The organism is Roseococcus sp. GW821-FHT12F05 (genome assembly GCF_058806835.1).
In genome coordinates, this window is sequence record NZ_JBXAQB010000004.1 from 275,207 (window position 1) to 296,958 (window position 21,752).

Consider the following 21,752-nt stretch of genomic DNA (forward strand, 5'->3'; position numbering starts at 1 on the left):
TCATGAGCAGTGGGCAGCATCTGGCGCTGAAGTTCGGTGTCTTCGATCACATGGACGATTCCGGCCTCGGCCTGGAGCGGCACTATGCCGACCGGCTCGCACTCGCCGCCGCCTGCGACCGGGCGGGCTTCCGCGCCTACCACGTCTCCGAGCACCACGGCACGCCCCACGGCCACGCGCCGTCGCCGAATCTCTTCCTGGCGGCGGTCGCGCAGCGCACGAGCCGGCTGCGCCTCGGTCCCATGGTGATGCTGCTGAACCTGTACCACCCGCTGCGCGCCTTCGAGGAGATCTGCATGCTCGACCAGATCAGCGGCGGCCGGGTCGATCTCGGCATCGGCCGCGGCGCCGGATTCATCGAGCCCGGCTTCTTCGGCGTGGCGCCGGATCAGGCGCAGGACCTCTACCAGGAGACCTTCGAGATCATCCTCAAGGCGATGGCGACGGACTCGCTCAGCCATGAGGGCCGCCACTTCCGGCTGGAGGGAGTCCCGATCACGCTCTCGCCGGCGCAGCGGCCGCACCCGCCGCTCTGGTACGGCACCACGAAGCCGCAGACCGCGAGCTGGGCGGCCGGGGCCGGCATCCACATCGCCAGCATCGGGCCGGCCCCGGCGATCCGGGAGGTGACCGACGCCTATCGCGCCCGCTGGGCCGGGGGGCCGGACGCCCGGGCGGAGATGCCGCTGCTCGGCATGGTCCGCCACGTCGTGATCGCCGACACGGATCCGGAGGCGCGCGCCGTCGCCGCCCCGGCCTATGCGCGCTGGTTCGAGACGCTGCACCACCTCCCGCGCAGCCGCGGCGTCGCCGTGCGTCCGATGCTGCCAGCCTCCTTCGCGGAGGCGGTGGAGGAGGGCCATTGCCTGGTCGGATCGGCGGCGACGGTGCGCGACGCGCTGCGGCGGCAGGCGCGCGAGGCGGGCGTAACCTACCTGATGTGCCACCTTGCCTTCGGAGATCTGCCGCTCGCCGCCTCGCTCGACACGATCGCCGCCCTCCGGTCGGAGGTCATGCCGGCCTTCGAGGAGGCCGTCCTCGCCGAGGCGGGAGCCGTTGGCGCCTGAAGCGCCGTCGTCGCAGGCGGGTGCCGGCCCAGGCTCCAACGAGGTGTCCGTCATGAGGAAGGCCTGCGCCAGGCCGGGCCTCGTGCTGCTAGGCTTCCTGGGCCTCGGCCTGGTTTCCGTCGGCTTCCTCGACCGTCCGCTCGAGGCCTGGCTGGCCGGCCTGCGCGTGGAGAACGGCGTGCTGCCGTGGCTCCCCCGGCCGTGGCTTTCGGCCGTGGAGGCGCTGCCGCCGCTGGTCGCGGCCGGCTGCGCGGCGCGGCTCCTCGCCCTGGCGGTGCGGCGCCGGCTGCGGAGCGGCGCGGCCGCCGGCGCAACGGTCCTCCTGCTGTCGATCAGCGGCCCGGTCCTGGCCGCGCTGCCGCTCAAGCACGCCGTCGGCCGCGGGCGACCCTGCTGCTCCGGCGGGCAGGGCCCTCTGCATGTCGAGCCCTTCGCCTTCCTGGACGCCTTCGCGTCCTTTCCCTCCGCCCAGTCGGCGATGGCGGCGGGCATGGCGGTGGCCCTGGCCCCCCTCCTCCCGCGCCTGTGGATCCCGGCCGCGGCCCTGGCCCTGCTGATCGGGCTGGGGCGGCTGTCCATCGGCGCCCATTGGGCGAGCGACGTCGTCATGGGCTGGGGGCTGGGCGCGGCGCTCGGCCTCTGGGCGGTGCGGCTTTCCACACGGCGCGGAAGGCCGCGGGGCGGACAGGCGCCAATATGACAATTGCAACGCGATTTCCCGAGGGCTGCAGCGATGGCGCAACCGTCGCAGCCAGGCCTCGCCCGCTGGCCATGGCCTCGTCGACGCCGGCCCATCCGCCGAGGCCGGCACGGATAGCCCGGCAACGGCAAAAGTCCTGATCGCGGGCGGATTCCGGGGCCGGCCTCCCGAGCGGGCGTTCGACCGGATGCGGGCCAGGAGACCCCGGGGCCGTCGCCGCGCCAGGGCGCCTGAGGCGCGGCGCAAGGGCACCTCCGGGCGGCCTCGCGGATGGCCACGAGGTTACCTGGAGGTGGGTTGCTTCCCTTCCCGTGCGTTCTTGCGGGCCCAGGCCGGTCGGCCATATCCCGCGGGCCGTAACCCGCCGCTGCCGCCGGCGGACATATGCTGCACACAGACCGATGGCATGGACCCTGCATGACAGCGACCGACCGATACCTCCTGGCGCAGAAGGATGGCGCCCCGCCGGCCCGATCCGTGGCCGGGCGGGCGCCGGGTGAAAGCGGCGTCTCCGTCGTCCGCCTCAGCTTCCGGGACGGCGCGCAAGTCGACACGATGGTCCGCGAGCATCTCGTCTGGTTCCAGATGTCGTCGAGCGTGCGGCTGGAATGCCGCCTCTCCGGCCGGATCCTGCGGCACGAGGCTCCGGCGGGCTCGTTGGCGATCGCTCCGGCGGGCGCCGACGCCGGCGCCCGCGCGGAGGGGAGCATGGAAGCCCTCCTCGTCACCATCCGGCCCGGCGACCTCGCCGTGACGGCGGCCGCCGATGCCGCCTTCGAGAAGCAGCTCGTCGAGCGTCTCGAAGGCTTCGACGAGGCGCTCTTCGGCGCGGCGCGGCGCCTGGAGCTGGAAAGCGCCGCCGGCTATCCGAACGGGTCGCTGGGCTGGCAGGAGCTCGCGAGCAGCTTCCTCGACGGCCTCCTCTCGCGCCACATGTCGCGGCCCGTGGAGGAGGCCCGCGGCGGGCTGGGCAAGGATGTGCTCGCGAGGCTGCGGGACCACGTCGTCTCCCATCTGGACGGGCCCATCGAGGTGGCCGCGCTTGCGCGGCTGGCCGGGCTGAGCCCCTTCCACTTCTCCCGCGTCTTCGCGCGGTCGGTCGGCGTCACCCCGCATCGCTACGTGGTGCAGCTGCGGCTGCAGCGGGCGATCGAGCTGCTCCGGGAAGGGCGGCTGAGCCTGGCGGACATCGCGGCCTGCACCGGCTTCGCCGACCAGAGCCACCTGTCCCGCTGGGTGCGGCGCGTCCACGGCATCTCGCCGTCGGGGCTGGCGGCCTGCTACCAGGCCGGCGCAGCCGGGTGATCGTCACGCCGGCGGCGCCCGCTGCGAAAGGGCCTGAAGCGCGGGCCTGGGAAGCCGGCGGACTCAGGCCGCCTTCACCCGCCGGGCCTCGGCCGGAACCGGCGGCGCCAGCAGGTGCATCCGCTCCATGAGCGAGCGATGCGCCTCGGGGTCGTCCATCGCGCGGCCGAACATCTCGCCCTGGAGCCGCAGCTTCTCCTCCAGATCCGCCGGCCGCTCGCCCTCGGTCTGCGGATAGGCGTAGTCCGGGATCGCCGAGAACTCCCAAGCGGCGGCGATCAGCGCGTCGGCGCCGGCGAGGAATTCCCGGGCCAGCCCCGCCAGGGGGGCGAGCGTCCCGGCCCGCCTCGCCAGGATGTCGCGCAGCAGCCGGGCCTCCTGCGCGGCGACGCTCATGCCCTGGCCGTAGATCGGATTGAACCGGCAGAGGGAGTCCCCGATCGCCAGCAGGCCGTGGGGAAGCGACGTCCCGTCGAAATGCCGCCGGACGCTGGCGCGGAGCCCGAAGCGCGCGATCTCGTCGGGAAGGCCGGCATATTCGAGGGCGTTCGCGATCGTCTGCGTCGACAGGGTGCTCGCGAAGGCGAGGAACGCCTCGACGTCGCCCGGCGGACGCTCGTCGCCGCGGCCGGCGAGCGACACGTGCCACATCCCCTCGCCGATCCGCACCATGTAGCCGGCGCGGCTGTCGTCCGGCGCCTGGGGCAGCGTCGCCACGGCGACGAAATCCAGGCCGGCGGAATCGGGGATGAAGAACACGCCCGTCGAATAGCCCATGTCCACGCCGATCACGGTCTGCCGCGGCGGCTCGCGCCCGGCGGCCTCGAGACAGGCCGTCGTCAGGACCGCACGGCCGGAGGCGTCCACCACGAGGTCCGCGCCGAGCTCCCGGAGCCCGCCATCCGCCCCTTCGTACCGCACGCCCGTGACCCGCCACCCATGGGGGGAGCCGTCAGGCGTGGTCCGGATGCCGACCACCCGGGATCCGGGCCGGACGTCGACATTGCCGAGCGCGGCGACCCGCCGGAACAGCAGCTCTTCCAGCCGGGGGCGCGTCGTGGCGAAGCTGGACAGGGCGATATCCCGCTTCGGCAAGGCGCCCAGGCCCGGGATCTCCGAGCGGATGTCCAGGCCGACCGTGTAGGGGACGGCGCCCGCGGCCTGCAGATCCTGGCCGAAGCCGGGCATGAGGTCGGACAGGGCCTGGAAGCCGCCGGCCAGCAGCAGATGCGCCTGGCTGCCCTGCGGCGCGCCGGGGCGGGGCCGGTCCGTGGAGGGGGGATCGTCGCGCTCCAGCACGACCACCGCGTCGAAGGAATCGGCCAGCGCCTGGGCCGCCGACAGGCCGGCGATCCCCGCGCCGATGACGACGGCTGTTCCACCAAGTTTGCTCATTTCGACCTCGCGTTTCCGTTGATGGGGGCAGCCTCCCGCCGCCGCGCTACGCGAGGGTTTCGGCCGCGCCGCGCCGCGCTACGGCCGTAGGAAGCGCGCCGGGGTCCGGATGGGGGACGCGGGGCCGTTCGGCTGGATCGGGGCGTCGGTTCCTGTCGCTCCGCGAATGGCGCCATGCCTAAGGGGGCGCTGAAGTTTCCGCGCCGGGTTGATAAGGACGGGCGGAAGCCGCGCGGGATGCTCCATGCCCGATCGGCTGCCCCATGCGCGCGGGCGCCGCCCGCGCAGGCCGGAGAGTGCTGTCGAAATGGCAAGAACGCGCCGGAAGATCGTCTATGTCCCCGATCGCCCGGACCGGGGCCACACGCCCGTCTCCGCGGCCATCAGCATCGAGCAGGCCCTGTCGTATCTGGAGGGGCGCTGGAAGCTGCTCATCCTGTTCCACCTCTTCGACGGCCGTCTGCGGCGCTTCTCCGAGCTGGAGCGCGCGATCCCGACGGTCTCGCAGAAGATGCTGAGCCAGCAGCTCCGGCAGCTGGAGCGCGATGGGATCGTGCGGCGGATCGTGCATCCCCAGGTGCCGCCCAAGGTCGAGTACGGGATGACGGGCTGGGGCCGGACGCTGTGCCCGGCCCTCGACGCCCTCCTGGCCTGGGCGGCCCAGCGGCCGGACGACACGCCGGAACAGGCGTAGTCCCACGGCGATTGCAGCCGTAGCCGAACGGCCAGGGACGGAAACCACCACGTAGCTCCGCCGGATCATCGTCGCATCGCTTCCGGAAGCGGCGCGGCACAGGGCAGCCCATCAGGGGACCTGTGCCGCGGCTGCGAGCGGATGACGGCGGATAGGATGAAAGGAACGGCATGGCCCTGATCCAGGTGAGCGTGATCGAGAATGTTTTCACGACCGAGCAGAAGCGGCGGATCGTGGAGAAGCTCACGGACGCGATGGTCGAGGTGGAAGGCGAGGCGATGCGGCCCATCACCTGGGTGACGATCCAGGAGGTGCGGGGCGGCGAGTGGGGGATCGGCGGCCGGTGCCTGGACGCGGCGGACGTTCGCGCGATGGCGCAGCCGGGTCCGCGCCGCGAGCCCGTCGCGTAGCCGGCCTCTTCCGAACCCGAAACAGCATCGCGGCGAGGCGCCGGGCGGCGCATCGCGGCTTCGACATTCCTCCTTCCACGGAAACACGACATGAACTGCAATTTCCGCCTCGCCCTTGGCGCGGCCCTCCTCCTCATCGGCAGCGGCTGCGGCCAGGTCACCGGCAATCCGGTGCCGCGCTACCCGTCGGGCGGCGCGCGCTCGGAGCTGCAGGTGCCCCATCGCGAGGCCCCGCGGATGACGGCCGACCGGGGAAACCCGATCGAGCCGGGCTTCGGCCTGGCCTGAGGTCGCCTCGTCCCGCTTGCCGACTGCCCCGCCCGACGGCGGACAGGATCGACGGGCGCCGTAGGATCCGCCGCGCGGCCTCGGTCTCCCTACCGGCTTCCGTGCAGGGTTTGCGGCGCCGGCCTCAGGCGAAAACCCGACAGACCCGGCCAGTCCTTCCGGGGGAGAGTCGTGGCACATGACCCGCAGGTCGGAAGCGCGAATGCCGGACAGCCCGCGCCCCCGGATCGTTCCGCTGCGTGCCGACCCGTGACCGACCGCGGCCGGCGCGCCCATGTCCGCGAGGAAGAGAGGACGGAATGCGCCCACCCGGAACCCCAAAGCCCAGCCGGGCCCTGCCGAGCGCGCGGCGGGCGGCGGTGCTCTGCCTCATGGGCGGCCTCGCCTGGGTCGGCCTGGAGATGCGGCCCTATGCCCCCGCCTTCGCGCAGCAGCCCGCGGCCGCGCCGGCGCCCGTCGCCGCCGCGCCCGGCTCGGACACGCTGACGCAGCCGCAGCTCGAGCAACTGCTGGCGCCCATCGCGCTCTACCCGGATTCCCTGCTGATGCAGATGCTGATGGCGTCGACCTATCCGCTGGAGGTGGTGCAGGCCAGGCGCTGGCTCGGCCAGGGCCAGAACGGAGCGCTGCGGGGCGATGCGCTGGCCCAGGCGCTGGTGGCGCAGCCCTGGGATCCCTCGGTGAAGTCGCTGGTGCCCTTCGCGGACGTGCTGGGGATGATGAGCGACCAGCTCGACTGGACACAGCAGCTCGGCGACGCCGTGCTGGCGCAGCAGGACGACGTGATGAACGCGGTGCAGGCGCTGCGCGGGCGCGCCCAGGCGGCCGGCCAGCTGCAGAGCGGGCCGCAGCAGACGGTGACGGTGGTCCAGAACACGGCCCCGGCGCCGGCTCCGGCCCCTGGGGCGCGCCGCAGCGTTCCGCCTCCGCCGCAGGTGATCACGATCGAGCCGACGCAGCCCGAGCAGGTCGCGGTGCCGGTCTACAACCCCTCGGTGGTCTACGGGTCGTGGCCCTATCCAGCCAATCCGCCGGTCTACTACCCGCCGCCGCCCAGCTATCCCGTCGGCAGCGCGCTCCTGACGGGCATGGCCTTCGCGACCGGCGTGGCGGTGGTGGGCTCGCTCTGGGGCTGGGCGCGGCCGGGCTGGGGCGCGGGCAGCGTCAATCTCGATGTGAACCGCTACAACAACATCAACGTCAACCGGAACCAGATCAGCGGCAACAGCTGGCAGCACGACGTCAGCCACCGGCACGGGACGGCCTATCGAAACCAGGAGGTCAACAACCGCTTCCGCGGCGGCGCGGACCGGGCGCAGAGCCGCGAGCAGTTCCGCGGGCGCGTGGAGCAGGCCGAGCGCGGCGGCGGGCTGGGCAACAACCGCCCGGGCGCCGGCGGCGATCGCCAGGGCCTGGGGAATCGCGCCCCTGGCGGGGATCGGCCGGGCTTTGCCGACCGCGGTCCCGGCGGCGGCCCGGGTGGCGGGGACCGGCGGCCCGGGGGCGGCGACAGGCCGGGGGCCGGGGACCGGCGGCCCGGTGGTGGTGACAGGCCGGGTGGCGGGGACCGCCGGCCTGGCGGTGCAGGGCAGCCGGGCCTCGGGCACGCGGGCAACGGCCGTCCGCAGGTGCAGCCCGCCCGAGGGGGCGGCGAGGGGCCGAGGGGGCTGCAGGGCGCGGGCCAGGGGCAGGGCCAGAGGGAGCGCGCCGCCTCGGCGCGCGGCCAGGCCAGCCGCGAAGGCATGGGCGCGGCGCGCGCCCAGGCGCCGCAGCGGCATCCCGGCGGCGGGGGCATGGCCGCGCGCGGCGGCGGCGGTGGCGGCGGCTTTGCCGGCGCGCGTGGAGGCGGGGGCGGCCACGGCGGCGGCAGGAGGCATTGAGGATGGAACGCAGGATTCCCCATCGGCTGGCCTGCGGGCTGGCCCTCGCGCTCGCCCTGTCACCGGCCTTCGCCCCGCGCGCCGGAGCGCAGGAGCAGCCGCCCGCGGAGGCCGCCCCACGCCCGGCTCCCGTCCAGCCCCAGGCCTTCCGGACGCCGGAGGAGGGCTTCGCGGCCCTGGCCGCAGCCGTGGCCGGGGCCCATGAGCGCGTGTTGCTGCGCGTCCTCGGCAGCGCTGGCCAACGCCTGATCCGCTCCGGAGACGGCGTTGCCGACCGGGCGGCGCGCGAGCGCTTCATCGCGGCCTATACGGAGAAGGCCGAGATCCTCCGTCCCGCGCCGGACCGCGCCGTGCTGCAGATCGGCGCGGACGGCTGGCCGCTGCCCATCCCGATGCGGCAGCGGGGCGGCGTCTGGCGCTTCGACGCGGCGGCGGGCACGCAGGAGATCGTGAACCGGCGGATCGGGCACAACGAGCTCGACACCATCGACACGCTGCGCGCCATCGCCGACGCGCAGGACGAATACGCCCGCATCGCCGGCCGGCAGGGTGCGGCCGGCGCCTATGCGCGGCGGTTCTTCTCCACGCCCGGGCAGCGCGACGGCCTCTACTGGCCGACGGCGGAGGGCGAGGCCCAGAGTCCCCTCGGCCCGATCGCGGCGGCGGCGAGCGCGGGAGGCTACAGCCGCGGCCAGGGGCAGGGGCCGCAGCCCTATCACGGCTACGTCTTCCGCATTCTGGAAGCACAGGGGCCCTCGGCGCCGGGCGGTGCGATGGACTATGTGGTGAACGGCAGGATGATCGGCGGCTTCGCCGTCCTGGCCGTGCCTGCGCAATACGGGTCCAGCGGAGTCCAGACCTTCATGATCAGCCATGACGACGTGGTCTGGGAGCGGGATCTCGGCCCCGGCACGCCGCGCGAGGCCGCCGCCATCGCGGCTTTCGATCCGGGCGCAGGCTGGCGGCGGGTGGCGGAGTGACGCCCTGAGCCGGCGCGGGGCCGACAAGGGGGAACCAGGCCGTGATGATGACGATCGCCGAATTTGCGGCCTGGAGCTGGCCCGCCTTCTGGCTCGCGCTCTTCGCCGCCCAGATCTCGGCGAAGGAGCTCGGCTACTGGTTCGGCCGCCGCGACAGCGGCCGGGCCGAGAGCCATGCCCAGCAGGTCGGCGTCGTCGTCGGCGCCATGCTGGGCCTGCTGGCCTTCGTGCTGGCGCTCACCCTCTCCTTCGCCAACACGCGCTTCAGCGAACGACGGGCCGGCACCCTGGCGGAGGCGAATGCCATCGGCACGGCCTGGCTGCGGGCGGAGGCGATTGGCCATCCCCGCGCGACGGAGATCGCGCGGCTTCTCGAGGACTACACGCAGGTGCGGGGCGACTTCGTGCGCGCCGGCCTCGACCCGGCCGTCACCGCCGGGCTCCAGCAGCGCACCACCGTGCTGCAGAACACGATCTGGGGCCATGCCGCGGCGATCGCGCGCGAGCGGCCGGACCCCATCGTCGCCTCGTTCATGGCCTCGCTCAACGAGACCTTCGACATGAGCACCGCCGAGCGCTTCGCCTTCGCCTTCACCTTGCCGCCGCAGCTGTTCTGGCTGCTGATCGGGCTGGTGCTGATCGCGATGGCGGGGCTCGGCTACCAGTTCGGGTTGCGGGGCGTGCCGCTGCGGATGCTCGCCGCGCTGCTCACGGCCATGTGGACCATGCTGATCACGGACATCCTCGACCTCTCCGCGGCCCGGGTCGGAAGCTTCCGCACCAGCGCCGCGATCTACGACTGGACCCTGCAGGGCTTCCAGGGCGGCGTGACCATCCCGCCAGCGCCGGCGGCGCGCTGATGGTGCCGGTCGGCCATCCGCGGATCCCGCCTCACGCGAAGACCCGCGCCCAGTCGTCCCGCATGGAGACCACCTGCCAGCCGCGGGCTGGCGCCTCGTCCAGCGCGCGGGCGAGGCGCCCGACATGGCTCTCCCGGTCGTAGGCGTATTCCCGCGCGGAATCGTCGTGACGCACGATCATGCCGAGGCGCCGGCCCGGCCCCTCCGTCGTGTAGCGCAGCATCTGGTAGTCGCCGTCGGAATTGCCGAAGGCGGCGATGGGGCGCTCCCCGATCTGGCGCGCGATGCCGACCGGCTTGCCGGGGCCGTCGTCGACGAAGTCGACCTGCGGCTCGCGCGTCAGCACGATGCGGCCGTCGCGCTCGCCGGGCGTGAGCGCGAAGCTGGACCCGACCACCTGGTGCGGCGGGACGCCGTAGGCGCTCCGGGAGAAGGCGCGGACGAACTCGACGCCGCCGCCGGAGACGATGAAGGTCGTGAAGCCGTTCGCCCGCAGGTGGGCCAGCAGCTCGAGCATCGGTTCGTAGAGCAGGCTGGTGTAAGGCCGGCCCCATCGCGCGTCGCGCGCCGCGGCGAGCCAGTCCGCGACGATGCGCTGGAACTCCTCGGGGCTGTTGCCCGCCTGGGCCGCGCCGACGAGCCGCAGCAGCCCCGCGCTTCCGCCCGCGGTCATGCCCGCGACGTCGCCGGCGATCGCGGCGCGGAACACCGGATCCTGCTGCCAGTCGGGATGGCCGGGCGCGAGGGCGCGGATGCGCTCCAGCACGAAGATGAGCTGGGTGTACATCGGCTGCTCGACCCAGAGCGTCCCGTCATTGTCGAAGACCGCGATGCGCGCGGCCGGCGGCACGAAGTCCGGAGCGCCCGGCGTGGTCACGGCGGCGACGAAGTCGAGCAGCGCCCGCCGGCGCGGCCCGTCGCGCCAGGACGGCAACGGGTCGGCGGATTGCGCGCCCGCCAGGCGCGGCGCGGCCAGGAGCGCGCCGGCCAGGGCCAGGGACTGGCGCCGCGACGGGGCGCCGCTTCGATCCGTCATCGTCTGCACTCCTTTTCAGGGCCCCGGTGCAGGGCCGGACCGTCACCCGCCGCCGGACGCCGCTTCCTCCATCTGGCGCAGGATGCCGTCCAGGTTGAAGCTATCGGGACGCTGCCGGGGCGGGAACTCGCGGAAGGTCTCGTAGAACTGCCGCGCCATGGCCTGCGCGGGGACCAGCAGATAGACCCGGTCCATGAACCAGTCGTTGTAGGTGTTGCTGGAGTCGTCGGCGCGCTCGAATGGGTCCATGCGCAGATCGAACAGCTTGGGCACGCGCAACTGCACGAAGGGCTCGCGCCACACGCCGAAGCCCACGCCCCGCTGCTCGAGGAAGACGACCTTCCAACGCTCGTAGCGCATCGCGACCATCTGGCCGTCGTCGTTGAAGTAGTAGAATTCCTTGCGCGGGCCTTCCTGTGTCTGGCCCGTCAGCAGCGGCAGCTGGTTGTAGCCGTCCAGATGCACCTTGTAGGTGTGTCCCTGCGTGGTGAAGCCCGCCCTCAGCTTGTCCTTGATATCAGGGTCGCCGGCGGCGGCGACCAGGGTGGGGAACCAGTCGAGGTTGGAGAAGATCTCGGTGGTGACGCTGCCGGGCGCGATGCGGCCCGGCCAGCGGACCGCGAAGGGCACGCGGAAAGCGCCTTCCCAGTTGCTGTTCTTCTCGCTGCGGAAGGGCGTGATGCCGGCATCAGGCCAGCTGTTGAAGTGCGGCCCGTTGTCGGTGCCGTAGACGACGATCGTGTCGTTGGCGATGCCGAGGTCGTCGATCTTCCTGAGGATCTTCCCGACCCATTCGTCGTGCTGGAGCATGCCGTCGGCATACTGGTTGAGCCCGGACCGGCCGCGGAAGCCCGGCGGCACATGCGTGCGGAAATGCATGCGCGTCGCGTTGCACCACACGAACATCGGCTCGTTCGCCGCGTGCTTGCGATCCATGAAGTCCATCGCCGCGGCGAGGAACTCGTCGTCCACCGTCTGCATGCGCTCGCGCGTCAGCGGCCCGGTGTTCTCGATGCGCCCGTCCGCATAGCTGCGGATCACGCCGCGCGGGCCGAAGCGCCGGCGGAAGTCCGGGTTGCGCGGATAGTCCTCGTTCTCCGGCTCCTCCTCGGCGTTCAGGTGGTAGAGGTTGCCGAAGAACTCGTCGAAACCGTGCGCCGTCGGCAGGTGCTCGTCGCGATCGCCGAGGTGGTTCTTGCCGAACTGCCCCGTCGCGTAGCCCATGCCCTTGAGGATGCGCGCGATGGTCGGGTCCTCGGGCTTCATGCCGGCCGCGGCGCCGGGCAGGCCGACCTTGGAGAGGCCGGTGCGCACCGTCGCCTGGCCGGTGATGAAGGCTGAGCGCCCTGCCGTGCAGGACTGCTCCGCGTAGTGGTCGGTGAAGGTCATGCCCTCGTTGAACACGCGGTCGATGTTGGGCGTGCGGAAGCCCATCATGCCGCGGCTGTTGGCGCTGATGTTCCAGAAGCCGACGTCGTCACCCCAGATGACGATGATGTTCGGCCTGCGCCCGCCGGCGGCGGTGGGCGGCGCCGGAGCGGGGGCCGCCGCGGGAGGTGCCTGGGCCTGGGCGAGCTGAAGGCCCTCGGCCGCCGCGGCGAGACCGGCGGCGCCTCCCAGCAGCATGCCTCGGCGGGATGGGTTGTCGGCCATTACGGTGTTCCTCCTGTTGGACTTGGGACGTCTCGGCGGATGCAGCGGAAGCCGATATGGCTCATGCCGGTGTCCACCATCTGGGCGTGGCGAGCGGCCGGGCGGTATCGCCGGCAATAGGACGGCGCGCACAGGAAGGACCCGCCCTTGACCACCTTGCGCGGAATGCGGATGGCGGCCTGGCGGGGATCGTAGCTGGCCTCCATGGCCGGGCCGCGCGGGTTCCTTGGTGCGCAGCAGGGCTTCGCGGGGCCGGCCTCGTGGCGGGCGGCGAACCAGTCGCTCGTCCACTGCCAGACGTTGCCGGCCATGTCGTGGAGGCCGTAGGCGTTGGGGGGGGAAGGCGGTGACGGGCAAGGTGCGGGCGAAGCCGTCGGCCTCGAAGTTCCGCCGGGGGAAGGGCCCCTGCCAGGTGTTGGCGAGATGCACGCCCTCCGGAGCCATCTCGTCGCCCCAGGCGAATTCGGCGCCGTCCAGCCCGCCGCGCGCGGCGAACTCCCACTCCGCCTCGGTGGGCAGCTCCTTGCCCACCCAGCGCGCATAGGCCTCCGCATCCTCGTAGGCGACGTGCACGACCGGATGGTCCTCCCGGCCGGTGAGGCCGGTGCCGGGCCGCATCCAGGCGCAGCTGGCCGAGGCCCGGGCGGAGGCCGCCGCGACCGGGCAGCTCCACCCCGCCTTTCCAGCCCTGATCCATGAGAGCCCGACGGTGGGGCTCACCGCCGTGCGTCATTCCGATGGGATCGGGGCCGTGCCCGTTGCGCTCGCGGCCGAGGCCATCCGTCACGGATCGCTCGCCGCGCTTCCCTGGCGGGCGCCCTGGCTGGCGATCCACTGGGGAATCATCCGGCCGCGCCATCGTCGCGCGAGCGAGGCGGAGACGGCCTTCCTCGATCTCCTCCGCTCGGCCGACCGCGAGGCGGCGGCGGCGGCGCGCGACTTCCTGGCTGAGGCCGGCATCGACGGAAGCATCGGCTGGGCCGCTTCGCCTGCAGGGCGTTCCCGGGCCAGGCGATGCGCGTTGCAGGGCCGCGTGCGCCTGCACGTCAGCGGCCCGATCTCGAAGCGGCGGCCGCGGCGCGTCCGTTCGGCATGATATCTCCTTCTCGGATCATCGGCCGGCATCCGATCGGATCCCCAGCCGCGTGCCGACTCCTTCGGCCTCCGGCGAAGCGGCCGATGTCGGCCTGCCCTCGATGCAACCCTGCGCACGCTCGGCCAAGGCGAGGCCCGGCGGTATCGGTCAGATATCCGAGGCCAGCGGGCGATGGCCGGCGGCCGATCCGGCGAAACACCGGAACGGGCACGGTCGGATCGAGGCCCGGATGGGCGGTTCTTCCGGAGGCAATGGGCTGCCGATCTCAGGTCCTTGCGGTGTTCACCGGAGGGATTCCTGGGAACCGATGCCGCCAGGCCGGATATCCGGTCATGCGATCCCGGCGGCAAGCGGCCTGTTGTGGCGCGGTCGGATGTGCGCCAGCCTTCTGCGAGCAGCCTCACCCCGAGCAGGAGCCCAGCATGGCACCGTCACGTCGCGGCCAGATGCATCTCGGCGCGTTCTTCCATCCGACCGGCAATCACGTGGCGTCCTGGCTGCATCCCGGCGCGCAAGCCGATGCGGGCAGCAACATCGACCACTACATCGAGATCACGCGCACGGCCGAGCGCGGCCGGTTCGACATGATCTTCCTCGCCGACGCCGTCGCCACCCGCGACGGCAACCTCGACGCGCTGAAGCGCTGGCCGCAGTACATGGCCTATTTCGAGCCGACGACACTGCTGGCGGCGTTGGCCGTGGCCACGAGCCGGATCGGCCTCGTCTGCACCGCCACCACCAGCTACAACGAACCTTATAATATCGCCCGGCGCTTCGCCTCGCTGGACCAGATCAGCAAGGGGCGCATCGGCTGGAACGTCGTGACTTCGGCGAACCTCACCGAGGCCTGGAACTTCGGCCGCGAGGCGCATTTCGAGCATGGCGAGCGCTACGACCGCGCGGTGGAGTTCACCGAGGTCGTCCAGGGGTTGTGGGACAGCTGGGACGATGATGCCTTCCTGCGCGACCGCGAGAGCGCGGTCTATTTCGACCCGGCCAGGCTCCACTACCTGCACCACAAGGGCGAGCACTTCTCCGTCCGCGGGCCGCTGAACGTGGCGCGCTCGCCGCAGGGCCAGCCGGTCATCTTCCAGGCGGGGTCGTCGGAGGTGGGCAAGGAGGTCGCGGCCCGCGTGGCCGAGGGCGTCTTCACGGGCCAGTACACGCTGGCCGGCGCCCAGGCCTTCTACAACGACCTCAAGGGGCGGATGGCGAAGTACGGCCGGACGCCGGACCAGCTTCTCGTCCTGCCCGGGCTGAACGCGATCGCCGGGCGCACCGAGGCGGAGGCGAAGGAGAAGCACGCCGCCCTGCAGGCGCTGATCCACCGCGATGTCGGGCTGGAGCTGCTCTCCAATGCGCTGGGCGGCTTCGATCTCAAGCCGCACGACATCGACGGCCCGCTGCCGCCCGAGGCCTTCGGGATGACCACCAACGGCAGCACCACGGCGCTGCGCAACGTGCTGCGCTGGGCGAAGGAGGAGGGGCTGACGATCCGCCAGCTCTATCAGCGCTTCGCCGGCGCGCGCGGGCAGCGGACCTTGGTGGGCAGCGCGGAGCAGATCGCGGACGAGATGGAGGAGTGGTTCCTGAACCACGGCTCCGACGGGTTCCTCATCCAGCCCTCGCACCTGCCGGAGGGGCTGAACGACTTCGTGGACCTCGTGGTGCCGATCCTGCAGGAGCGGGGGCTGCTGCGTCGGGAGTACGAGGGCACGACGCTGCGCGACCATCTGGGGCTCGCGCCGCCGGTCAGCCGCTATGCCGTGGGGCGGGAGGCTGCGGCGGAGTAGGACCGGGGGGCGCCTGCGTTCTGGCGCGGGCCGCTAGCTCCCGCCCTCGGCGGCCCTGGCGGCAAGGCCCTCGGCGACAATGGCCGCCAGCTCCGCCGTGCTCAGCATGAGGATGCGCCGCGCATCGAGCAGCTGCGGCACCTGATGCTGCAGGGAGGGCCACCGCGCCTCGATCGCATCCAGGGCCTCGTCGGCGTTCGCGAAGCGCTCCTCCTCCGGAGCGGGGCGCCCGGCGCGCCAGCGCAGGTAGACAGGTCCATCCACGTCCATATGTCGATTCCTCCTCGGTCCTGGATCCTGCCCCAGAACCCTCAAATCGCGGAGGCGGCAAGACCCGCTGGCGCGACGCGATTCGAGGGGAATACCGTCCACCCATGCCCAGCACGCCGAATCGCCGTCCCGCCCGCGGCCTCGAGACATCGCTCTATACCGCCGTGAAGCGCCACCTGGAGCTGCTCGGCTTCGCGGCCAAGGGCGAGATCTGCGGCTGCGACATCGTGGCCATCCGAGTCGCCGAGGAGCCCTTCCTCGTGATCGTCGAGATGAAGCTGAGCTTCACCCTGGAGCTCGTCCTGCAGGCCGTCGACCGCCTGCCGATGGCGGACGAGGTCTGGCTGGCGGTGCGCGGGAGCACCCGCGGGCGCGACCGGGACGGCCGCGTCCGGAAGCTGTGCCGGCTCCTGGGCTTCGGCCTGCTGCGGGTGTCGCCCGGCTCGGGGCAGGTCGAGGTGCTCACCGAGCCAGGGCCGTATCGGCCGAGGGCGGACGGGCGGCGCCGCAGCCGCCTGCTCGACGAGCACCGCCGCCGCCAGGGCGATCCCGCCTCCGGGGGCTCCACGCGCCGGCCCATCATGACGGCCTATCGCCAGCGGGCCCTGGCCTGCGCGGCGCAGCTGCGGGAAGGGCCCCAGCCCGTGCGGGCCCTGAGGCCGTTGGCGGAGGATGCATCCGCCATCCTGCTGCGCAATGTCTATGGCTGGTTCGAACGGGAGCGCCGGGGCATCTATCGGCTCACGCCGGCCGGCGAGGCGGCTCTCTCGCAGTGGCCGCCCGTGAGCCCGGTCGCTGACGCGATGGCGATGGCCGCTTCCATCTAGCCTTCCCCGGCATCAGCCTCCGAGAAGCTGTGCGTCCTCCGCCGCCCAGCCCAGCCGCACCGCCGCCCCCGGCGGCAGCGCCGTGGCGGGCGACCACTCCGCGGTGCTGACCGTAACGGCCTGTCCCATCGCCTGCACCACGTAGCGCGCGTGACGCCCCAGGAAGGTGCAGGACTCGACCATTCCCTCCAACGGCCCCTCGCCCGACAGGCGCAGGCGCTCCGGCCGCAGCGAGACCAGGGCCCGCCCGCCCTGCGGTGGAAAGGCCGCCCCCTCCGGCAATCGTGCGCGGCCCGTCGTTCCGTCGGCGAAGCGCACCACGGCGAAGCCTTCCTCCGTGCCGCAGAAGATGCCCGGCAGCAGGTTCGTCTCGCCGAGAAAACCCGCGACGAAGGAGGTGCGGGGGTGCAGGTACACCTCCGTGGGCGAGCCGAGCTGCACGATCTCGCCCTCGGCCATCACGGCGATCCGGTCGGACATGGACATCGCCTCGTCCTGGTCGTGCGTGACGAAGAGGATGGAGATGCCGACGCGGCGCTGGATGGCCTTGATCTCCGCCTGCAGGTTTTCCCTGAGCTTGCGGTCCAGCGCGCCCAGCGGTTCGTCGAGCAGCAGCGCATCGGGCTCGAAGACCAGCGCGCGGGCCAGCGCGACGCGCTGCTGCTGCCCGCCCGAGAGCTGCCGCGGTAGGCGGTCGGCGAAGGGAGAAAGCCCGACCTTCTCGAGCATCTCACCCGCGCGCCGACGCCGCTCGCGCGTGGGCAGGCCGCGCATGCGCAGCGGGAAGGCGACGTTCTCCAGCACGGTCATGTGCGGGAATAGCGCATAGCCCTGGAAGACGACGCCGAAGTTGCGCTGCTCCGGCGGCAGGGGCGCGACGTCCTGGCCGGCGACGCGGATCTCCCCGCGGTCCGGCGCTTCGAAGCCGGCAACCATCATCAGTGTGGTCGTCTTGCCCGAGCCGCTGGGGCCGAGCAGGGTCAGGAATTCTCCCGGCTGGAGGTGAAAGCTCACGTCGCGCACGGCGGGGTAGGCGCCGTAGCTCTTCCAGAGGCTGCGAACCTCGACGCTGCGCCCGGAGACGGTCATGTCCGCGCCTCCCGCCGCCGGCCCAGCGCCTGGAGCAGCAGGCCGAGCAGCGCGAGCGCGATGAAGACCGAGGCGGCCGCGGCGATCTTCGGCGTGAGCTCGAACTGGATCGCGGTGAACATGCGCACCGGCAGCGTCACCGTCTGCGGGCCCTGGAGGAAGAGCGCGATCACCACCTCGTCGAAGGAGACGGCGAAGCCCAGCAGCGATCCCGCGGCCACGCCCGGCCGCACCGCCGGCCAGTAGACGTGCCGCAGCACCGAGAGAAAGCGTGCGCCGAGGCTGCGGGCGGAGCGGATCAGCGCCGGATCGAGATGCGCGGCGAGACTCGTCTGCACGGAGATGAACACATAGGGCGTGGCCAGCAGCCCATGCGCCAGCCCGATCGCGAGCGGGCTGCCCAGCAGGTGCAGCCGCGCGAAGACGAGGTAATGGCCGAGCGCCAGCACCACCAGCGGCACGACGATCGGCGCCATGATCAGCCCGGTCACCAGGCTGCGCCCCTGGAAGCGGCGGCCGTGCAGGGCGATGGCCGCCGTCGTGCCGCAGAGCGCCGCGACCGCCGTCGCCAGCAGCGCGATGCCAGCAGAGAGCCAGGTGGAGGCCATCCAGCCCGGGTCCTGCAGGTAATCGCGGAAGGGGCGGAGGGAGATCCATTCCGGCGGGAATTGCAGGAGCTGCCCGCGCGTCAGCGCCATCGGCACGATCACGAGCGAGGGCAGCAGCAGGAAGAACAGCACCGGCGCCGCCGCCAGAAGCAGCAGCAACCGGCCGCGTGCCGCGCGGCGTTCAGGCCTGGCCCCTTCAGGCGCGCCCATAGGAGCCTCCGCGGTCCAGCACCTGCTGGAGGATGATCACCGGCGTGATCGCCAGCAGGATCAGGATGGCCAGCGCGGAGGCGCCGTCGAAATCCACCAGCTCGTGCACGTAGTAGCCCACGAGGTTGGAGACCATCATGTCCGACGGCGCGCCCAGCACGACCGGCGTGACGAAGAAGCCGGCCGAGATGATGAAGACCAGCAGCCCCGCCCGCGTCAGCCCCGGCAGGGTCAGCGGCAGGACGACGGTGAGGAACAGCGGGAGGCTCCGCGCGCCCAGGCTGCGCGCCGCGCGCTCCAGCCGCAGGTCGATCCCGCGCATCGCGGTGTAGATGGGGAAGACCGCATAGGGCAGCACGTAGTGCACCATGCCCACGATGACGGCGAAGCGGTTGTGCAGCAGCGTCACCGGCGCGTCGGTCAGGCCCGAGGCTTGGAGCAGCGTGTTGACCACGCCGTTGTCCTGCAGCAGCGCCGCCCAGGCGAAGTTCTTGATGAGCACGGCCGTCCAGAAGGGCAGCATGATGAAGCCCAGCAGCAGGCTGCGCATGGCCGGGCCGGACCGCCACAGCGCCGCGGCAAGCAGATAGCCGAGCAGCAGTGCGATCGCCGTGGTCGTCAGGCTGATCGACACGGTGTTGGTCACCGCGCGCCAGAGCAGCCGGCCCTCCCAGAGCGAGGCGTAGTGCGACCCTCCGTCGGAGAGGCTCAGCCGCAGGAGGTTCGCGATGGGCAGCAGCGCGAGGCCGCCATAGAGCAGCCCGGCAGGCAGCAGCAGCCAGACGGCGGGCAGGTGGTGCTTCCTCCCCCGCGAAGTGACAGGCGTTTTCATCCTGCTGGGGGAAGCAATCGATGTGCCATCCGAAGGCCGGATGCCGGAACGGTTCTTGCTAGGTCCTGCGTATAAGGATGTTTCGGAGACAAGACATGGCGGATACGGAGACGACCCCCGCGAGCGGCCTTGGCCGGCGGCGCCTGCTTGGGGCGGCGGCAGCGGCCGGCGGCCTGGCGGCGGCCGGCACGGCGCGCGCGCAGTCTGTGACGGTGAACGTCGCGGCCTATGGCGGGGTCATTAACGAGTACCTCGCCAAAACCTTCGGCGAGCCCTTCGAGAGGCAGACCGGCATCAAGGTGAATTTCGGCGCCAACGCCTCGCTGGCGCTGGCCCGGCTGCAGGCCAGCACGGGCGCCGCGGCGCAATGGGACATCATCGTGCTGTCGGGCTCGGAATATTCCGCGGCCATCGAGCAGAACCTGATCGAGCCCTACGACTACGCCATCGTCGACCCGCACAACCGCATCCCGCCGGCCTTCCGCCAGTCGCATGGCGTGAAGCTGTCGCTCTACCTGTTCTCGATGTGCTGGGATCGGAGGCAGATTCCGGACGATCGCGCGCCGAAGACCCTGGCGGAGTTCTGGGACACCGAACGCTACCGGGGCAAGCGCTCGCTCTACTCCAACGTGGTGGACGGCAGCGTGCTCGAGATGGCGCTGCTCGCCGACGGCGTCCCGCTGACCAGCCTCTACCCGCTCGACGTGGACCGCGCGCTGCGGAGCCTGAACCGGCTCGGCAAGCAGAACATCATCTGGCACACCACCAACCAGGAGCCGATCCAGCAGCTCACCTCCGGTGCTGTCTCGCTGGCGACCGCCTTCAACGGGCGGGTGATCCTGGCCAACCGCGCCGGGGCGCAGCTCAACTACAGCCCGGCGTACAGCGGTGTCAGCGGCAGCCCCTACACCGTCAGCCGTGCTTCCACGAAGAAGCGCGAGGCGATGCAGCTGCTGGGCTTCATGCTGACCAACCCTCAGGCCGGGGCGGAGTACATGCAGCTGACGCGCTACGCCCTGCCCAACACGGAGGCGCTCAAGCTCGTGCCGCAGGCGGTGCTCGACGAGCTGCCGACCAGCCCGGCCCTGCAGGACAAGGTCTTCATCAAGAGCGACGCCTGGTGGGCGGCGAACTTGGCCACCGTCACCCGGAAGTTCCGGGAGTGGCAGCTGACGGGCTGAGGACCAGGCCCCTGGGCCCGCCGGCCAGGTGGACCGGCGGCTCCGCCGCGGCGAGGTCGCGGAGGATGCGCAGCCCCTCGGCCAGCCGCTCGGCGGAGGCGGCGGCGTTGAGGCAAATTCGCACCGCCGCGTCCTCGACGATTCGCCCCACCTCGAAGAGCGAGCCAGGCGCCACGCCCACGCCGCGTGCCTCCGCCTCGCGCACGAAGGCCTCGGCGGTCCAGCCCGCGCGCAGGCGCAGCCAGAGGTGGAAGGCCGCCGGATGCCGCACGGCGCCCGATGCGCCGAAGATGGCGGCGGCCACGCGCTGCCGCCACTCGATCTCCTCGCGCACGCGGCGGCCGATCGCGTCCAGAGTCCCTGTGACGATCAGCCGGCTGACCGCCTCGGCGGCGAGGCTGGAGGCCATAAGCGTGGTGGCCCGCAGCGCCACGCCCAGCGCCTCGTGCATCGCCCGCGGCGCCCGCAGATAGCCGACGCGCCAGCCTGGGCCGACGATCTTCGAGAGGCTGGTCACATGCGTCACCCGCTCCGGCGCCAGGGCGGCCAGGGAGGGCAGGGGAGGGTCGATCAGGAAGCCGTAGACGTCGTCCTCCACGACATGAAGCCCGTACCGTTCGCAGACATCAAGCACCTCGTGCCGGCGCCCGAGCGGCATGGTCGCCGTGGTCGGGTTGTGCAGGGTGGGCGAGCAGAAGAGCGTCTTCGCGCCGGTCCGGCGGCAGGCGGCCTCGAGGTAGTCGGGCATCAGCCCGTTCGCGTCCATGCGGACCGGCACAAGGGTCCGACCGAGCAGCGTGGCCGCCGATTTCAGCCCGTAGAAGCTGAGCTCCTCGGTCAGCACCGGCTCGCCCGGCTTCGTGTGCGCGGCCAGCGCCAGCAGCAGCCCGTGCTGCCCGCCGCTGGTCAGGATGACATCTTCGGCCTCGGCGGCGATGCCGAAGCGGGACATCCAGAGCGCGCCGGCGGCCCGGTGCGACGGCCGGCCCACATCGGCCTGCCCCGAAAGCAGCCGGCCGAGATCCGGTTCGGAGAAGGTGGCCGCCTGGGCGATGGCGGCGAGGCCCTGCACCGGCGCGGTGGGCGGGAAGTTGTGCGACAAATCGAGAAAATCGTCCCCGGGAACGCCATGCGACAGGCTCCAGGGCCCGTCCTGCCATTTCGGCTCGGCGACGAAGGTGCCGCGTCCGGGCTCGCCCTGCACCAGCCCGCGCCGCTGCATCTCCAGATAGGCCCGTGTGACGGTGCTGACGTTGAGGCCCAGCTCGCCCGCGAGGTCGCGATGCCGCGGCAGCCGGTCGCCCGGCCGCAGGGCGCCGGCCTGCAGCGCCGCGGCCAGGCAGTCGGTGATCGCGAGGTAGCGCGGGCCCGCCATCTGCGGGAGCTGCGCGAGCCAGGAGGGGCGGGTCATACAGCCTCACTGTATGCATAACCGTGTGCATGGTCGGGATTTCCCGGCGCCAATTTCAGCATTCTGCCGCCCGCCTGTCCAATCCTCGCGCGGGTTTCGGGAAATTGCACGTATACTGAACATTATGATGTCCGCGCCGCGCGGCCGTCCGGCCTATCCTTCCCCCA

22 protein-coding genes and 1 pseudogene are annotated in these 21,752 nt (G+C 72.1%); 13 read left to right on the top strand and 10 right to left on the bottom strand.

Translation table 11 applies throughout. The annotated features are described in order from the left end of the window. Window positions 1–2 precede the first annotated feature (2 nt). From AC1ROY_RS13220 to AC1ROY_RS13230, 3 genes are all read left to right on the top strand, one after another. Window positions 3–1,067, top strand: coding sequence for an LLM class flavin-dependent oxidoreductase (locus tag AC1ROY_RS13220; protein WP_493149291.1), 1,065 nt, complete (start codon window positions 3–5; stop codon window positions 1,065–1,067). Window positions 1,068–1,119: 52 nt separating this feature from the next. After that, window positions 1,120–1,767, top strand: a complete 648-nt coding sequence (locus tag AC1ROY_RS13225; protein WP_493149292.1) for a phosphatase PAP2 family protein — start codon at window positions 1,120–1,122, stop codon at window positions 1,765–1,767. Window positions 1,768–2,184: 417 nt separating this feature from the next. Then, a complete protein-coding gene (locus tag AC1ROY_RS13230; protein WP_493149293.1) occupies window positions 2,185–3,072 on the top strand; it encodes a helix-turn-helix domain-containing protein in 888 nt (295 codons plus the stop codon). 63 nt (window positions 3,073–3,135) lie between these two features. On the opposite strand, the gene AC1ROY_RS13235 is transcribed toward AC1ROY_RS13230, so the two are convergent. Next, a complete protein-coding gene (locus tag AC1ROY_RS13235; RefSeq protein ID WP_493149294.1) occupies window positions 3,136–4,467 on the bottom strand; it encodes an FAD-dependent oxidoreductase in 1,332 nt (443 codons plus the stop codon). 307 nt (window positions 4,468–4,774) lie between these two features. Between AC1ROY_RS13235 and AC1ROY_RS13240 the strand changes: the two genes are divergently transcribed. The 6 genes from AC1ROY_RS13240 (at window position 4,775) to AC1ROY_RS13265 (ending at window position 9,579) form a co-directional block, all read left to right on the top strand. Further along, window positions 4,775–5,161 (top strand): winged helix-turn-helix transcriptional regulator, encoded by a 387-nt coding sequence (locus AC1ROY_RS13240; RefSeq protein WP_493149295.1) that lies wholly within the window; start codon window positions 4,775–4,777, stop codon window positions 5,159–5,161. Window positions 5,162–5,331: 170 nt separating this feature from the next. Beyond that, a complete protein-coding gene (locus AC1ROY_RS13245) occupies window positions 5,332–5,571 on the top strand; it encodes a tautomerase family protein (protein ID WP_493149296.1) in 240 nt (79 codons plus the stop codon). 90 nt (window positions 5,572–5,661) lie between these two features. Continuing rightward, the gene (locus AC1ROY_RS13250) at window positions 5,662–5,859 is read left to right on the top strand and encodes a hypothetical protein (RefSeq protein ID WP_493149297.1); all 198 of its coding nucleotides are present in this window, start codon (window positions 5,662–5,664) and stop codon (window positions 5,857–5,859) included. A 299-nt stretch (window positions 5,860–6,158) separates the two neighbouring features. Continuing rightward, a complete protein-coding gene (locus AC1ROY_RS13255; protein WP_493149298.1) occupies window positions 6,159–7,739 on the top strand; it encodes a DUF3300 domain-containing protein in 1,581 nt (526 codons plus the stop codon). Between the two features lie 2 nt (window positions 7,740–7,741). Next, complete coding sequence (locus tag AC1ROY_RS13260) at window positions 7,742–8,719, top strand: DUF2950 domain-containing protein (protein ID WP_493149299.1); 978 nt, start codon at window positions 7,742–7,744, stop codon at window positions 8,717–8,719. 44 nt (window positions 8,720–8,763) lie between these two features. Continuing rightward, entirely contained in the window at window positions 8,764–9,579 is an 816-nt protein-coding gene (locus tag AC1ROY_RS13265) for a hypothetical protein (RefSeq protein WP_493149300.1), read from the top strand. 31 nt (window positions 9,580–9,610) lie between these two features. On the opposite strand, the gene AC1ROY_RS13270 is transcribed toward AC1ROY_RS13265, so the two are convergent. The 4 genes and pseudogenes from AC1ROY_RS13270 to AC1ROY_RS13285 all read right to left on the bottom strand — a co-directional run. Next, window positions 9,611–10,615: an HAD family hydrolase gene (locus tag AC1ROY_RS13270; RefSeq protein WP_493149301.1), complete on the bottom strand. Its 1,005-nt coding sequence runs from the start codon at window positions 10,613–10,615 to the stop codon at window positions 9,611–9,613. Between the two features lie 42 nt (window positions 10,616–10,657). Then, a complete protein-coding gene (locus tag AC1ROY_RS13275; RefSeq protein WP_493149466.1) occupies window positions 10,658–12,268 on the bottom strand; it encodes an arylsulfatase in 1,611 nt (536 codons plus the stop codon). Then, window positions 12,268–12,693, bottom strand: coding sequence for a formylglycine-generating enzyme family protein (locus AC1ROY_RS13280; protein ID WP_493149467.1), 426 nt, complete (start codon window positions 12,691–12,693; stop codon window positions 12,268–12,270). Before AC1ROY_RS13280 ends, AC1ROY_RS13275 begins: the two co-directional genes overlap by 1 nt. Continuing rightward, window positions 12,659–12,886, bottom strand: a pseudogene (locus tag AC1ROY_RS13285) (SUMF1/EgtB/PvdO family nonheme iron enzyme); the annotation flags it as partial. The gene AC1ROY_RS13280 and the pseudogene AC1ROY_RS13285, both read right to left, overlap by 35 nt. On the opposite strand from AC1ROY_RS13285, the gene AC1ROY_RS13290 reads away from it, so the two are divergent. Both AC1ROY_RS13290 and AC1ROY_RS13295 read left to right on the top strand, forming a co-directional pair. Continuing rightward, window positions 12,873–13,364, top strand: coding sequence for a LysR substrate-binding domain-containing protein (locus AC1ROY_RS13290; protein ID WP_493149302.1), 492 nt, complete (start codon window positions 12,873–12,875; stop codon window positions 13,362–13,364). The pseudogene AC1ROY_RS13285 and the gene AC1ROY_RS13290 overlap by 14 nt on opposite strands. Window positions 13,365–13,786: 422 nt before the next feature. Then, window positions 13,787–15,157, top strand: a complete 1,371-nt coding sequence (locus AC1ROY_RS13295; protein WP_493149303.1) for an LLM class flavin-dependent oxidoreductase — start codon at window positions 13,787–13,789, stop codon at window positions 15,155–15,157. A 33-nt stretch (window positions 15,158–15,190) separates the two neighbouring features. Here AC1ROY_RS13295 and AC1ROY_RS13300 read toward each other — a convergent pair whose 3' ends face one another. Then, window positions 15,191–15,427, bottom strand: a complete 237-nt coding sequence (locus AC1ROY_RS13300; RefSeq protein ID WP_493149304.1) for a hypothetical protein — start codon at window positions 15,425–15,427, stop codon at window positions 15,191–15,193. A 104-nt stretch (window positions 15,428–15,531) separates the two neighbouring features. Between AC1ROY_RS13300 and AC1ROY_RS13305 the strand changes: the two genes are divergently transcribed. Continuing rightward, window positions 15,532–16,254, top strand: a complete 723-nt coding sequence (locus AC1ROY_RS13305) for a DUF2161 domain-containing phosphodiesterase (RefSeq protein WP_493149305.1) — start codon at window positions 15,532–15,534, stop codon at window positions 16,252–16,254. Window positions 16,255–16,266: 12 nt separating this feature from the next. Here AC1ROY_RS13305 and AC1ROY_RS13310 read toward each other — a convergent pair whose 3' ends face one another. From AC1ROY_RS13310 to AC1ROY_RS13320, 3 genes are read right to left on the bottom strand one after another with little or no spacing between them, the layout of a single operon-like run. After that, a complete protein-coding gene (locus AC1ROY_RS13310) occupies window positions 16,267–17,343 on the bottom strand; it encodes an ABC transporter ATP-binding protein (RefSeq protein ID WP_493149306.1) in 1,077 nt (358 codons plus the stop codon). Next, window positions 17,340–18,110, bottom strand: coding sequence for an ABC transporter permease (locus AC1ROY_RS13315; RefSeq protein WP_493149307.1), 771 nt, complete (start codon window positions 18,108–18,110; stop codon window positions 17,340–17,342). Before AC1ROY_RS13315 ends, AC1ROY_RS13310 begins: the two co-directional genes overlap by 4 nt. Before the next feature lie 37 nt (window positions 18,111–18,147). Then, the gene (locus tag AC1ROY_RS13320) at window positions 18,148–18,993 is read right to left on the bottom strand and encodes an ABC transporter permease (RefSeq protein ID WP_493149308.1); all 846 of its coding nucleotides are present in this window, start codon (window positions 18,991–18,993) and stop codon (window positions 18,148–18,150) included. 95 nt (window positions 18,994–19,088) lie between these two features. Between AC1ROY_RS13320 and AC1ROY_RS13325 the strand changes: the two genes are divergently transcribed. Then, a complete protein-coding gene (locus AC1ROY_RS13325; RefSeq protein ID WP_493149309.1) occupies window positions 19,089–20,174 on the top strand; it encodes an extracellular solute-binding protein in 1,086 nt (361 codons plus the stop codon). Here the strand turns inward: AC1ROY_RS13325 and AC1ROY_RS13330 are convergent. After that, a complete protein-coding gene (locus AC1ROY_RS13330; RefSeq protein ID WP_493149310.1) occupies window positions 20,137–21,585 on the bottom strand; it encodes an aminotransferase-like domain-containing protein in 1,449 nt (482 codons plus the stop codon). The genes AC1ROY_RS13325 and AC1ROY_RS13330 overlap by 38 nt on opposite strands. Between the last annotated feature and the right edge of the window lie 167 nt (window positions 21,586–21,752).